This window comes from Streptomyces sp. PA03-6a, assembly GCF_033792765.1.
In the GTDB taxonomy this organism is placed as follows: Bacteria; Actinomycetota; Actinomycetes; order Streptomycetales; family Streptomycetaceae; genus Actinacidiphila.
This window is the reverse complement of sequence record NZ_JARAVK010000244.1, coordinates 1-13,499: the sequence shown is the minus strand read 5'-3', so window position 1 is coordinate 13,499 and position 13,499 is coordinate 1. Positions and strand designations below refer to the sequence as shown.

General features: G+C 72.1%; 10 protein-coding genes. 8 read left to right on the top strand and 2 right to left on the bottom strand.

Translation table 11 applies throughout. The features are described 5' to 3' along the window. Positions 1-311 precede the first annotated feature (311 nt). The 3 genes from PV350_RS37600 (at position 312) to PV350_RS37590 (ending at position 4,718) form a co-directional block, all read left to right on the top strand. Positions 312-1,520 carry a HupE/UreJ family protein gene (locus PV350_RS37600; protein WP_500337957.1) on the top strand — a complete coding sequence of 403 codons (1,209 nt, stop codon included), beginning with the start codon at positions 312-314 and terminating at the stop codon, positions 1,518-1,520. A gap of 130 nt (positions 1,521-1,650) precedes the next feature. After that, positions 1,651-3,576, top strand: coding sequence for a purple acid phosphatase family protein (locus tag PV350_RS37595; protein ID WP_500337955.1), 1,926 nt, complete (start codon positions 1,651-1,653; stop codon positions 3,574-3,576). A 71-nt stretch (positions 3,577-3,647) separates the two neighbouring features. After that, positions 3,648-4,718 carry a WxL protein peptidoglycan domain-containing protein gene (locus tag PV350_RS37590; RefSeq protein WP_499511651.1) on the top strand — a complete coding sequence of 357 codons (1,071 nt, stop codon included), beginning with the start codon at positions 3,648-3,650 and terminating at the stop codon, positions 4,716-4,718. A gap of 162 nt (positions 4,719-4,880) precedes the next feature. On the opposite strand, the gene PV350_RS37585 is transcribed toward PV350_RS37590, so the two are convergent. Continuing rightward, the gene (locus PV350_RS37585) at positions 4,881-5,396 is read right to left on the bottom strand and encodes a VOC family protein (RefSeq protein ID WP_499511650.1); all 516 of its coding nucleotides are present in this window, start codon (positions 5,394-5,396) and stop codon (positions 4,881-4,883) included. 282 nt (positions 5,397-5,678) lie between these two features. Between PV350_RS37585 and PV350_RS37580 the strand changes: the two genes are divergently transcribed. Continuing rightward, positions 5,679-7,853 (top strand): phosphocholine-specific phospholipase C, encoded by a 2,175-nt coding sequence (locus PV350_RS37580; RefSeq protein WP_500337954.1) that lies wholly within the window; start codon positions 5,679-5,681, stop codon positions 7,851-7,853. A gap of 93 nt (positions 7,854-7,946) precedes the next feature. Here PV350_RS37580 and PV350_RS37575 read toward each other — a convergent pair whose 3' ends face one another. Beyond that, entirely contained in the window at positions 7,947-9,647 is a 1,701-nt protein-coding gene (locus PV350_RS37575; protein ID WP_500337953.1) for a substrate-binding domain-containing protein, read from the bottom strand. Between the two features lie 726 nt (positions 9,648-10,373). On the opposite strand from PV350_RS37575, the gene PV350_RS37570 reads away from it, so the two are divergent. The 4 genes from PV350_RS37570 to PV350_RS37555 form a co-directional block, all read left to right on the top strand. Continuing rightward, positions 10,374-10,685, top strand: coding sequence for a hypothetical protein (locus tag PV350_RS37570; RefSeq protein ID WP_500337951.1), 312 nt, complete (start codon positions 10,374-10,376; stop codon positions 10,683-10,685). 188 nt (positions 10,686-10,873) lie between these two features. Then, positions 10,874-11,278, top strand: coding sequence for a RidA family protein (locus PV350_RS37565; RefSeq protein ID WP_500337949.1), 405 nt, complete (start codon positions 10,874-10,876; stop codon positions 11,276-11,278). Positions 11,279-11,311: 33 nt separating this feature from the next. Then, positions 11,312-12,265, top strand: coding sequence for an RNA polymerase sigma factor SigJ (gene sigJ / locus PV350_RS37560; RefSeq protein WP_500337947.1), 954 nt, complete (start codon positions 11,312-11,314; stop codon positions 12,263-12,265). A 98-nt stretch (positions 12,266-12,363) separates the two neighbouring features. After that, the coding region (locus tag PV350_RS37555) for an NAD(P)/FAD-dependent oxidoreductase (RefSeq protein ID WP_500337946.1) at positions 12,364-13,499 on the top strand (1,136 nt) is incomplete at its 3' end.

The following is a 13,499-nucleotide window of genomic DNA, read 5'->3' as shown; positions in this document are numbered from 1 at the left end:
GTCGACGAACCCGGGGCCCGGGGTGCCGACGGCGCTGGGGCTGGGGTGCGGGTGTGACCAGTCGTCGCCGGAGCCGCATCCGGTGAGCAGCGCGGCGGCCGCGGCCAGGGTGGCGGCGGCGCGAAGCGGGGGGCGCAAGGCGATCGACCTCCGGGTGGTGACAGGTGGTGCCGCCCCCATCCTGCAATCCCGTTCCCGTCGTCTCCATCCGGGGGGCGCCGTTGTCGAACTTGTTTTCGCACGATTCGCCGACCGGCCGGTTCCGGTTCACCCGTGACGTGCACGGTGCAGTGGCAACCTGAAGGAGCCACATGTCACATCGCGTCCGCCGCACCCTCGTCGGGATCACCGCGGCGGTGATCGCCTTCCTGGGCCTCGGGCAGCAGTCCGCGCTCGCGCACGGCTTCACCTCGACCGTGTACGTGGACGTCGCCCCGGCCGACGGAGGCCGCATACGGACCACGCTGCAGCTCGAGTACGACCTCTTCGTCGTGTCCGCCGCCGACTACCAGCACGACGACGCCCTCTTCCGCGAGGGGACCGCCGCGTTCGACGCCGGCGACGCCACCGCCCAGGCCGCGGCGCTGGAGGCGCACGCGAAGTCGGCCGTCGCGTACGCCACCGGGCGTTTCACGGTGAGTTCCGACGGCAAGGCCTGCACCCCCGCCCAGGCCGGAGGCTTCACGATGGGCCGCCGGGAGGGCGTGCCGTACGCCACCCTCCGCCTGGACTGGAACTGCCCGCAGGGTGACGACCGCGAGGTGCGCAGCGGGCTGTTCCCCGATTCCGAGGGCTACGTCAAGGGCACCAAGACGATCGTCACGTACGCGGTCGACGGCAGTTCGGGCAGTGCCGCGCTCGACGCCGAGCACCCGTCCTTCTCCATCGGCCAGTCCTGGTACGAGCGGTTCTGGGAGTTCTTCCGCCTCGGCGCCGAGCACCTGCTGACCGGCATCGACCACATCCTGTTCCTGCTCGCCCTGATCGCCGGTTCGCGGCGGCCGCGCGAGATCGTGCTGGCGGCCACCAGCTTCACCCTGGCGCACTCGGTGACGTTCATGCTCGCCGCGCTGGGCGTGGTCGACGTGCCCGCGCGCATCGTCGAGCCCGTCATCGCGCTGTCCATCGCCGTGGTCGCCGGCTGGTACCTGTGGCGGATCTGGCGGCGCGGTGACCACGCGACCGACCTCGAGGCCGCCGGGCAGGGGCATTTCAGCCTGGACCGGGCCGGATGGACCCGCCTCGGCGTGGTGTTCTGCTTCGGCCTGGTGCACGGCCTCGGCTTCGCGGGCGCGCTGGGGATCGACGAGGCGTGGTCGTGGACCCTGCTGTGGTCCCTGCTGGTGTTCAACGTCGGCATCGAGGCCGTCCAGTTGGCCATCATCGCCGTCGTCTTCCCGCTGCTACTCGTGCTGCGCCGCCGGTCGGCGCGGGCCGGGCTCTGGACCACGGGCGCGATTTCCGCGGGGGTGTCCGTCATGGGGCTGGTGTGGTTCGTGCAACGAGTGTCCGGATTCTGAGACTACGTCCAGGACACGTGCGAAGTTCAACTACCTCGGGTCTCGCATTTATGTTCGCTTTACCTGCCGAGGTGAGCGTGGGGGTCTCCACTCGATGCACACGATTCGTGCACAGAAGGAAAAGACAAAAATGAGATCGAGCAACTCCTCGCGGACCTCCGGGTCCGCGCGGCGCCGTGTGGCCACCGGGGCCACCGCGGCGTTCCTCGGCCTGACGGTTGCCCTCGGCAACGGGCTGGTCACCTCGGCGTCCGCCGCCGACACCGCCACCCTCAGCGGCATCGTCCTCGGTGTCGGCGCCAACGAGGCCCAGCGCACCGTGACCTGGTACTCCTCCGCCGACACGGCGCAGCAGATCCAGCTCGCCCCGACCGCGCAGGTGGCCGACGGCCAGTTCCCGGCCGGCGCCGCCACCTTCGACGCCATCGGCGCGGCGAACATCGCCTCCAGCGGCGGCTACAACCGCCACGCGACGATCACCGGCCTGAAGGAGAACACCCAGTACTCCTACCGCGTCGGCAGCGAGGGCAACTGGTCCTCCACGTACTCCTTCAAGACGCAGGACTTCGAGGGCGAGTACGACTTCCTGTTCTACGGCGACCCGCAGATCGGCTCGTCCGGCAACCTGGCCAACGACCAGGCCGGCTGGCAGGACACCGTCGACGTCTCGCTGCGGGCCAACCCCAACGCCGAGATCCTCGTGTCCGGCGGCGACCAGGTCGAGTCGGCCAACACCGAGTCCCAGTGGAACTCCTTCCTCGCCCCCGACGGACTGCGCCAGTACCCGTGGGCCGCCACCATCGGCAACCACGACGTCGGCGGCAAGGCCTACGAGCAGCACTTCAGCACCCCGAACACCGACCGCTCGGCCCTTTACTACAAGGACGGGAACCCGGCGGGCACCCAGTCCGGCGGTGACTACTGGTACATCTACAAGGATGTGCTGTTCATCGACCTGAACAGCAACAGCTACAGCTCCACCAACGGTGGCGGCGACGCGGCGCACGTCAACTACGTCACCGACATCATCAACAAGCACGGCAACGAGGCCAAGTGGAAGGTCCTCGTCTACCACCACTCCATCTACTCGCCCGCCGACCACGCCAAGGACAGCGACAACAAGCAGCGTCGTGTCGACTTCCCGACCACGTTCTCGAAGCTCGGCGTCGACCTGGTGCTGCAGGGCCACGACCACAGCTACTCCCGCAGCTACCTGATCAAGAACGGTGAGAAGGAGAACCCGGCCGAGCAGCCGGGTGCCTCCGACGTGTACCCGGGTCCCGGCGGCGTCCTCTACGTGACGGCCAACTCCGCCTCGGGCTCGAAGTACTACGACATCACCAAGCCGGACAGCAGCGGCACCAGCGGCGCGGGCAACGGCGCCGACCCGCTGAACCCGGACAACTACTGGTACAACTCGGTCCAGAACCAGGAGCACGTCCGCACCTACGTCAAGGTCCAGGTGCGCAACGACAAGCTCGTGGTCGAGAACATCCGCAGCGCCGCCAACGGCGCCGACCAGCCGGTCGGTTCGCACGTCGACGACGTCACGGTGCACCCGTACCACGGGGACAAGCAGGACCTGCAGGTCAACGTCCCCAACCCGGCTCCGGGTGAGTTCGGCTGGACGATCGACGGCTACAACGGCCTGGTGGACCTCGGTACCGCCAAGGAGCAGAACGGCGACCACTTCGTCGCGGGCGGCAAGATCAACCCGATCCTCGTCTCCGACAGCCGCCGTTCGCTCGCCCCGTGGTCGATCTCGGCCAACGTGGGCGACTTCAAGGACGCCGACAAGACGTTCCCCGGCTCCTACCTCGGCTGGACGCCGTACGTCCTGGACGGCGGCGCCGGTGCCGCGGCCGGCGACCCGGTGGCGTCCGGTTACGACGACCACGGCCAGGGCCTGTCCGTCTCGCGTGGCCTCGGCTCCGCCGCGCAGGGCCACCCGCGGGGTTCCGCCAAGCTCGGCGCCGACCTGGATCTGAAGATCCCGGACAGCGTCGAGAAGGGCGGCTACCGCGCCACCCTCACGATCACTGCGCTGAGCAGCTGACCGTACCCGTTTGACGGCGGGGCAGGCACCGTCGGTGCCTGCCCCGCCTCCCGCTCCAGGAGAACCCCGACATGCACCCGTCCGCACCGCGCCGCACGACGCCCCTCGCCCGCACCGCCGTCCTGGTCCTGCTCGCGGCCCTCGCCCTCGTGGGCCTCCACGCCGGCCCCGCCCGTGCGGCCGACGGCGACGTCACCTGGACGGTCAGGACGGCCGCGAACGGGTTCGGCGACGACCGGTCCAGCTACAGCTACACCGCGAACCCCGGCGGACAGGTCAAGGACGCCATGGTCGTGGCCAACCGCAGCACCTCCGCGCTGCGGCTCGCGCTCTACGCCGCCGACGGCTACACCACCGACACCGGGCAGCTCGACCTGCTCACCAAGGACAAGAAGTCCGTCGGGATCGGCGCCTGGGTCCACGCCGACCGCGACAGCGTCGAGATCAAGCCCGGCAAGACCGCCGAGATCCCCTTCACCGTCACCGTCCCGGACAACGCCACCCCCGGCGACTACGTGGGCGGCATCCTGACCTCGCTCAAGCAGTCCGACGAGGCCCAGGGCATCAACGTGGACCGGCGCCTGGGCATCCGGGTCAAGCTGCGGGTGAGCGGGGAGCTCAAGCCGAAGCTCGCCGTCGAGGACCTCCACGTCGACTACGACGGCCCGGCCAGCCCCTTCGCCTCGGGCGACGCCACCGTCACGTACACGATCCACAACACCGGCAACGCGATGCTGTCGGCCCGCCAGTCCGTCTCGGTGGCCGGTCCGTTCGGATGGCTGCGGGCGAAGGCCGGCGACATCCCCGCGCCGCCGGAGCTGCTCCCCGGCGAGAGCTGGAAGGTGAAGGTGCCCGTCCACGGCGTCGCACCCGCCGTCAGCCTCACCGCGACCGCCACCCTGACCCCGATGCTCACCGACGCGTCGGGCTCCATCACCCCGCTGGACCCGGTCGAGGCCACCGCCCACGGCTGGGCCGTGCCCTGGGTGCTGGTCCTGCTGATCGTCCTCCTCGCCGCGGCCGTTGCCGCCGCGATCGTCCTCACCCGCCGCGGCCGCACGCGGCGCAAGCAGCGCGAGGACACCCGCGTCCGGGACGCCGTGGAGAAGGCGCTCCGCGACAAGGAGACGCAGAAGGGCTGACCCGGGCCGCCGGTCCGCGACGACGGCGGGGCCCCGGGGCCATGAGGCCTCCCGCCCCGCCGCCAGGACCCGACGATGCGCCGGAGCCGGGCCGCCGGCCGCCGGGTGGTCCTCCGCCCGTTCGGTCGACGCCCGGCACCCGTGCGGGAAGGGCCCGCCGCGTCAGAGGATGTACTCCCCGAGCGCGTAGCCCTTCCGCTCCGTGATGAGCTCGATCCTGAGCCCGTTGGGGTCGGCCAGGAACATGCTGTCCGCGACCTCGGTGGGGAAGGCCGCGTACGGCAGGCCCCGCTCGTCGAGGCGGGCCTTGACCATCTCGTAGGCCTCCTGCGTGACGGCGAGGGCGACGTGGTGGCCGCCGCCCACCGTCTCCGCGTAGTCGGGGTGGGGGTGGCCCGGGAAGTCGAAGAAGGCGAGCATGTTCTCGCCGCCCATGTCGAAGAAGAAGTGGGTCGATCCGCGGTAGTCGCGGTTCTCGATCAGGTCCACCAGCGGGAGACCCAGCACGTCCCGGTAGAAGAGGATGGTCTCCTCGACGTCCCGGGCGATGAAGGCGGCGTGGTGGACCCCCTGGGTGGTGGGTGCCGGGCGTTCCTCGGCCGGGAGGAGATAACGGCCCCTCAGTTCCGCCTGGCGCTCCAGGATCGCCTGCAGCTCCTCGCCGTGCGGCTGTGCCATGGTCGTGACTCCTCATCCTGGGGGCGGCGCGGACGGGCCCCGGGGCGACGGTTCGGGGCCCGCCCCGCTCCCGTCATCGCTTGACGTAGCAAGCAAACATAGAGGTATTTATTTGACACGTCAAGGATTCGGGGAGGGCGCCCCGGCTTCCGGCGGGCGGAGCGGCAGGGGGACGGGCGCCTCGGCCCGTCCATGTCCGCGCCCGGTTCCCGACACCCGTGGGCAAGGACGCGGGATCAAGGTCTCCAGGTAGTTGTATCTCCCATCCGGAGGTTTTGAGTCATGTCCTCAGTGTCCCGGAGAGACTTCCTCGGCACCGCCGCGACCGTCGCCGGCGCGGCCGCCATCGGCGCCACCCTGCCCGGCGTGAGCGCCGCCGCGACCCCCGCCCAGGCCGGGCCCGCCCCGCGCGGCCACGGCCACGGTCACCCGCACGGCGACATCCGCGACATCAAGCACGTCGTCGTGATCATGCAGGAGAACCGCAGTTTCGACCACTACTTCGGCGCCCTCAAGGGCGTACGCGGCTTCGGCGACCGCGCGACGATCCAGCTGCCGGGCGGCGGCTCCGTGTGGCAGCAGCCCAAGACGCCGACGGAGGGCGCCGAGACCCAGTACCCGTGGCGGCTGAGCGGCGCGAAGTCCTGGAGCGGCCAGACCCCGCCGAGCGCCGAGCTCGGCGCCGCCAACTACGGCGGCACCAGCCACGGCTGGACCGACCAGCACGGCGCCTGGTACGGCGGCCTGATGAACGGCTGGTACTACGCCAAGGGCGGTCCCACCACCCTCGGCTACCTGGACCGCAAGGACCTGCCCTTCCACTACGCCCTCGCCGACACCTACACCGTCGGCGACGCCTACCACTGCTCCGTGCTCAGCGCGACCGGCCCGAACCGCACCTACCTGTGGGGCGGCACCATCAACGCCGACAAGAAGCACGGCGACTTCACCGCCAACGACGGCGGCGACGAGCGCGGCAGGTTCCTGCCCTGGGAGTCCTACGCCGAGACGCTCCAGGAGGCCGGCGTCAGCTGGCGCGTCTACCAGTGCGCCGACGACTACGGGGACAACGGACTGGAGTACTTCGGCACCTTCGCCAGGCTCGACCCCACCCAGGGAGGTCAGGCCGCCCCCGGCAACGTCTACTACGACAACGGCGTCAAGGACGTCCCCGAGCCGGTCACCGGCCTCGCGGGCAACGCCGACAACATCAACGCCGCGATCCGCGCGGACGTGCTGGGCGGCACGCTGCCTCAGGTCAGCTGGGTCGTCAACAACCAGTTCTTCTCCGAGCACCCGGTCACCGCGCCCAGCAACGGCGGGTACTTCCTGCGCGGCGTCCTGGAGGCGCTCCACGCCGACCCGGACGTCTTCGACTCGACGCTGGTGATCGTCAACTACGACGAGAACGACGGCCAGTTCGACCACGTCCCGCCGCCCGTGCCCGCCCCCGGCGAGGCCGACGAGTTCGTCTCCGGCACCATGGGCCAGTACGGCGTCACCGAGCCCCTCCCGGTCGGCCTCGGCTTCCGCGTGCCGCTGCTGCTCATCTCGCCCTGGACCCGCGGCGGCTGGGTGACCTCGGAGGTCTCCGACCACACCTCGGTCATCCAGTTCCTGGAGAAGTGGACCACCGCCCTCGGCACGCCCGCCATCTGTCCCAACATCAGCGACTGGCGGCGCGAGGTGTGCGGCGACCTCACCGGCGCCCTCGACTTCACCTCCCCCGTCTACGGGCTGCCCCACCTGCCCGACACCGGCCCGCTCGTCCCCGAGACCCGGTACACCCCGCTGCCCGGCGACAACGCGATGCCCACGCAGGAGAAGGGCACCAAGCGGGCCCGCCCGCTGCCGTACCAGCCCAGCGCCAACCTGACCGGCTTCGCCGACGGCGCGGTCGAGCTGGAGTTCGGCAACGAGGCCCCCTTCGCCACCAAGGCGACCCACTTCTCCGTCCACAACAACCTCGGCGGGTTCCCCTCGCTGGCCGCGTACCCGGCCGCGTTCCCCGGCCAGTACACCGTCCCCGCGGGCGCGCGGGCCACCGGCACCGGCCCCGTCGGCTCCGCCGCCGGCGACACCGCCTACGACCTGACGGTCACGGGCCCCAACCGGTTCCTGCGCCGCTTCACCGGCGACACCGCCGACGCCGGCAAGGACCTCGTCGTCGAGGCCCGCTACCACGACGGCAGGGCGACCGCCCACCCGAAGCTCGAGCTGTGGCTGCGCAACGACGGCCGCAAGCCGGTGACGTTCACCGTCACGCACAACCACTACATCCACGGCGCCCCCACGAAGGTGCGGGTCGCCCCGCACGGCAAGGAGGCGTGGACGGTCAGCCCGCTGGAGGTCAGCGACGGCTGGTACGACGTGACCGTCACGGCCGACTGCGACCGCACCTGGTCGCAGCGCTTCACCGGCCACCTGGAGACCGGCCGGGCCAGCGTCACCGGCTGACCTGACCTGACCTGACCTGACCTGAACGGCCGGGGACGGGCGACCGCCGTCGCCCGTCCCCGGCCGCGTCCGTTCCCGGCGCCGCGGCCGCGGTCAGATGACGGTGAGCGTCAGGACCGCCGTGTAGGTGCCGGGCCGCGTGTCCGTCGGCGCGTCGAGGTCCAGCCGCGCCCCCACGTCGGCGGTGCCGGGGCCGGCCCCGGTGGCCAGGGTCCGGGCCCGCGCCAGCCCGCCGTCGTCGCCGGGGAGCACCGGGGGGCCCGCCGTGACGCCCCGGACGTTGCCGGCGTCCACGACCTCGGGAGCCCAGGTCAGACTGCTCGCGGGGATGCCGGTGCCGTACGGGCCCGCGAAGTCGCCGGCCTGTCCTGAGGCCGTCCAGCCGACGCTCCCGGGACGGGTGTCGGTGACGGTGACCGGGGTCATCCGCCCGGAGGTGTGGAGGTGTTCACCGGACGCGTCGAGCACCGGACCCGGCAGCACGACGCGTGGGCTGCCCTCGATGGAGATCACCAGCGCCCCCGGCTCCACGATCGTCGTGATCGACTGCTCATGCCCTCCCGGGGCCGTGTTCTCGCACGAGGGGACGCCCAGCCGGTCGCACGCCCGCGGTTGCGGAGCGCTCCGAAGCGCCTCGGCGGCCGAGGCGGCGCAGCCCGAGGTGTCGACGTCGCCGGACGTGGCACCGGGGATGCCTGCAGCGGTGTTCAGGCCCTTGCCGACCAGGTTCGGCGGCAGGACGGAGTCGCCGAGGCGCGCCGCCTCGTCCTGCTCGCACAGCGCGAGCGAGGCGAACGCGGCGAGCGTGCGCCCCTTGGCCGTCGAGAAGAGCTGATCCGTCGCCGTCGGGACGATCAGGTAGCCGACGATCGGCAGGGGATACGTCCGCGGGTCCGGGTTGGTGTAGGCGGTGGCGACCCTGACGAGGCCCGACGGGTCGGACGACGCCGTGGCCAGCCCCACCGTCACGCCGCCCTGGGAGGGGGAGGTGTAGTAGCCCGCGCGGTTGAGCAGCCTGGCCGTCACCGTGCGCGCGGTCTGCGCGTAGTTCGACTCGGCGTACGTGATCGCACCGTTGGCGCTCGTCCGGGAGACGTAGCCGGTCACACCGTTCGAGCCCGCCACGGCCACGTCCCCGGGGACCGTCGGGAAGAGCGGGGTCGCGCCGCAGCCGGGGCCGCGCCCCGCCGCCGAGCAGTAGGCCCCCCACACCGCCGGCTGCCGGTCGGCCAGCCACTGCGTCAGCGCGGCCGTGGTGCCGCTGGCGTCGGCGCGGACCACCGGGACGACCGGGATGCCCGGCAACCTGGTCCCCGGGTTGTCCGCCCGGATCGCCGGGTCGTCCCATCGGGTGATGGCCCGGGTGAAGATCCCGGCCACCGTCGCGTCGGACAGCCGCAGGTCCGTGATGCGCTCGCCGTCGACCCGCAGGTTGTAGTGCAGGCCGATGGCACCCGCCACGGCCGGGACGTAGGCGAACGGCCTGGTGGGCGGGGTGTCGGTCACCCCGCCGTCGGTCAGGCCGTACGGCAGCTCCGACACCGCGTAGTCCACGGTGCCGTAGCGGAACTGGTTGCGCCCGTCGATCGATCCGGTGCCGGAGTAGTCGACCGAGCCGAGGCCGGACACGCCCGCGGCCTGGCGCCACAGGTCGATCGGGTACTGCGCCCATGTGGACCCGGCCCCCACGATGGGCGCGCCTGCCGCCGCGTGCGCGGGCGGCGCGGTGCCCAGGGCGGCGAGGAGCACCGCCGCCGAGGCGACGGCCCCCCGCACCCGGCCCCGCCGGCGCACCCGCGGACAACCTCCGCATACCGCCGCCCCGTTCACTCGCGTCACTCCCGGTCCCCTCAGCCCGTCACGGGGCGTCCGTACGACCCCCGCCCCGTGCCTCGATCGCATCGCGCAAGAGTGCGCGCCCCGCCACAACCCGGCACGACGGAAAGATGAAGGACGAACGAACGCAGTGCCACCGCCGCCCGGCGCAGGACCCCGGGCGGCCGATCGGCTCCTGTGTGCGCCGGCCGTCGCCTGGGTGGTCGTCCTCCCGTTGCGCGGGACCGGAGAAGCGAGTACGGCCCTCCCGGACGGCCCCTCGTGGACGGTGCGCGAGGAGGCGGCCCCGGCGATCGTGTGACGCGTCCGGGCGCGGGCCGGACCGCCGGCGACGGAGGGTGACCGTGACCCCCGGGTCCTGGCCAAGGGCCGCCGGTGGGTGAACGCCCGCCCCCGGCGCCCGGAAGATTTCCCACGGCGCCCTCGCATAGCCCCTGACCTGCGAAGAAGCGCCCGCCGCGACGCTGCGCCGCGGCGCTTTCTTTTGACTACGGGCCCCACCCGTGTCACGGTCATGTCCTCGGCGTTTGCCGCCTTGCATCACGGCGTCCCTGCCCGGTGAGCGAGAACGCGTGGGTCACGTGCCCCTCGTCCTACCGGCTCCAGGCACACGAAGCCGGTTCGACGACGGTCGGAAATGGCACGGCCGTTGTCCACCAATCTTCACGTACGAAGGAGATTGACATGCGTGCAAACATCACCGTCCGCCGGACTGTCGCCGCAGCGCTGGCGGCACCGTTGCTCGCCGTCGTCGCGGCGGGCACCGCCGAAGCGGCACCACAGATCACGACCTCAGCCCTCCAGACGGCGCCGACCAGCTACGTCCAGGGCGGCGGAGGCTTCGGCGGCGGCTTCGGCGGCTTCGGCGGCATCGGCGGCTTCCGCGGCAACGGGTTCTACGGCAACAACTTCTACGGCGGTTTCGTCCCCGTCGTCGTCGTCCCCGTGGCCGTGCCCGTCGGCGGCTTCGGCGGCGGGTACTTCCCGTTCCGCTGAGGCCTCCCCGTCCCACCGACCACGGCACACTCCGACCGGCCGGAAGCCCCGTGACGAACCGCCACGGGGCTTCCGGCCGGCGGGCCGCGCCCCCGCCCCGCTCCTGTCACACCGCCACGACGGCTCCGGTCTCAGCTGTCGGCCCCCGTCCACGCGGGGCCGGTCCAGTCGACGACGAGGAGGACACCGTGACCGTCCGGTCCAGGGAATTCAACTTCGGCATGCCGTGGGAATCGCTCTACGGGTACAGCCAGGCCGTACAGGCCGGCGACACGCTCTACATCTCGGGGCAGTTGTCCCACGACAGCGCCGGAACCTTCATCGGGACCGGCGACTTCGAGCTCCAGATGAGCACGACCCTCGACAACCTCGACCGCGTGCTGGAGCACTTCGGCGCCCGCCGCGACCAGATCGTCGAGACCACCGTCCTGGTCAGGGGCCTGCGCGACCACTTCGACACCGTCGCCCGCCTGCACGCCGCCTACTGCGGCGACCACCGCCCCACCAGCACCGTCATGGGCGTGTCCGACCTGGCCCTGCCCGACCAGCTCGTGGAGATCGGCGCGGTCGTCCGCCTCGACATCACCCACTGACCGGACACCGGACGCGGGGCTAGGATCCGGGCCATGGCCCTGACCCTGCACGACGTGGACCGGTTCGAGGCCTCCAGGCCGCGCCTGGAGGCCGTCGCCTACCGGCTCCTCGGCTCCGCGAGCGAGGCCGAGGACGCCGTGCAGGAGACCTTCCTGCGCTGGCAGGCCGTCGACGTCGACCGCATCGACGTCCCCGAGGCGTGGCTGACGAAGGTGCTCACCAACCTGTGCCTCAACCAGCTGACCTCGGCCCGGGCCCGGCGCGAGACCTACGTGGGCCAGTGGCTGCCCGAACCGCTGCTCGCCGGTGACCCGATGCTCGGCCCGGCCGACACCGCCGAACAGCGCGAATCCGTCTCGTACGCGGTCCTCGTCCTGCTGGAGCGCCTCAGCCCCAACGAGCGCGCGGTGTACGTGCTGCGGGAGGCCTTCGACTACCCGCACCGCGAGATCGCCGCGATCCTCGACATCACCGAGGCCGCCAGCCAGCAGATCCACCACCGCGCCAGGAAGCACATCGCGGACGGCAAGGCCCGCAGGGCCGGTACCGAGGTCGACGAGGCGGCCACCCGGCGGGTCGCCGAGGAGTTCCTGGCGGCCGCCACCAGCGGCCGGACCGAACCGCTCGTGCGGCTGCTCACCCAGGACGTCGTCGCGGTCGGCGACGGCGGCGGGAAGGTCCCGGCCCGCGCGAAGGCGTTCGAAGGCGCGCTCGCCGTCGCGAAGTTCCTGCGCGGCCTGTTCAAGCCCGGCACGGCCAAGCGTGCCCTGGTCGGCGGCTCGGCCGAGATCCACGCGACGGCCGCCAACGGCGGCCCCGCCCTCGTCGCGGTCGTCGACGGCCGGGTCGTCGGCGTCATGTGCCTGGAGGTCACCGCCGAGGGCATCGCCGCCGTACGCAACCAGGTCAACCCCGACAAGCTCCGGCGCGCGACCGGCCGATGGGCGGCCGGCGAGCACGGTGAACCCCTGCTCCACGCCTTCTGACCCCGGTGTGACGTGCTTCACATCACGTTCCTGTCAGGAAACGGCGGGCCGCCCGGTTCAAGGGGCGAACCCGCTGAAGAGAAGACAGGAGCCAGGACATGCAGCACCGCATCGTCGTCCTCGGAGCCGGATACACCGGAGCCAGCGCCGCCGGGCGCCTCGCCAGGCGGCTGCACCGCGAGGACGTCGCCATCACCCTCGTCAACGCGGAGCCCGACTTCGTCGAGCGCGTCCGGATGCACCAGCTCGCGACCGGCCAGGACCTCACCACCCGGCCCCTCGGCGAGATGTTCGCGGGCACCGGCGTCGAAGTGAGGGCGGCGAAGGTCACCGGCGTCGACCCCGACCGCAGGACCGTCGCCGTCCACGGCGCGGACGGCGCCGGGGAACTGACGTACGACACCCTCGTCTACGCCCTCGGCAGCGGCTGGAAGGACCAGGGCGTCCCCGGCGCCGCCGAGCACGCCCACGAGATCGCCGGCCGCCCCGGGGCACTGCGGCTGCGCGAGCGCCTGGCCGCCCTGGACGCCGGACGGCCCGTGCTCGTGGTCGGCGGCGGCCTCACCGGCCTGGAGGCCGCGACCGAGATCGCCGAGGCCCGCCCGGACCTCGCCGTCGCCCTCGCCGCCCACGGCGGCCTCGGCGACTGGCTCTCCGCCAAGGGCGCCCGGCACCTGCGCAAGGTCGTCGACCGGCTCGGCATCACCGTGCACGAGCACACCACCGTCACCGCCGTGGCGGCCGACCACGTCACCACCGCCGACGGCACCTCCATCCCGGCCGCGGTCACCGTGTGGACCACCGGCTTCGCCGTCCACCCGCTCGCCGGGGCCACCACCCTGGAGACGACCGGCACCGGCCGGATCGTGGTCGACGGCACCATGCGCTCGGTCTCCCACCCGGACGTCTACGCCATCGGCGACGCCGCCCTGGCGATGGGCCCCGGCGGCAAGCCGCTGCGGATGTCGTGCGCCTCGGGCATCCCCACCGCCTGGCAGGCCGCCGACGCCATCGCGGCCCGCCTGACCGGCGGCAAGCTCCCCAACGCCCCACTGCGGTACTTCAACCAGTGCATCTCGCTGGGCCGCAAGGAAGGCCTGATCCAGTACGTCACCGCCGACGACCGCGCGGTCAGCGCGGCCCTGACCGGACGGCTCGCCGCCCTCTACAAGGAACTGATCTGCAAGGGCGCCGCCTGGGGCGTCGCCAACCCGACCATGGGCCTGCCCACCCG

Excerpts from the sequence above, each read along its gene's own strand:
- PV350_RS37600 (WP_500337957.1), top strand. The coding sequence starts at position 312 with ATGTCACATCGCGTCCGCCGCACCCTCGTCGGGATCACCGCGGCGGTG.
- PV350_RS37595 (WP_500337955.1), top strand. The coding sequence starts at position 1,651 with ATGAGATCGAGCAACTCCTCGCGGACCTCCGGGTCCGCGCGGCGCCGT.
- PV350_RS37590 (WP_499511651.1), top strand. The coding sequence starts at position 3,648 with ATGCACCCGTCCGCACCGCGCCGCACGACGCCCCTCGCCCGCACCGCC.
- PV350_RS37585 (WP_499511650.1), bottom strand. The coding sequence starts at position 5,396 with ATGGCACAGCCGCACGGCGAGGAGCTGCAGGCGATCCTGGAGCGCCAG.
- PV350_RS37580 (WP_500337954.1), top strand. The coding sequence starts at position 5,679 with ATGTCCTCAGTGTCCCGGAGAGACTTCCTCGGCACCGCCGCGACCGTC.
- PV350_RS37570 (WP_500337951.1), top strand. The coding sequence starts at position 10,374 with ATGCGTGCAAACATCACCGTCCGCCGGACTGTCGCCGCAGCGCTGGCG.
- sigJ (WP_500337947.1), top strand. The coding sequence starts at position 11,312 with ATGGCCCTGACCCTGCACGACGTGGACCGGTTCGAGGCCTCCAGGCCG.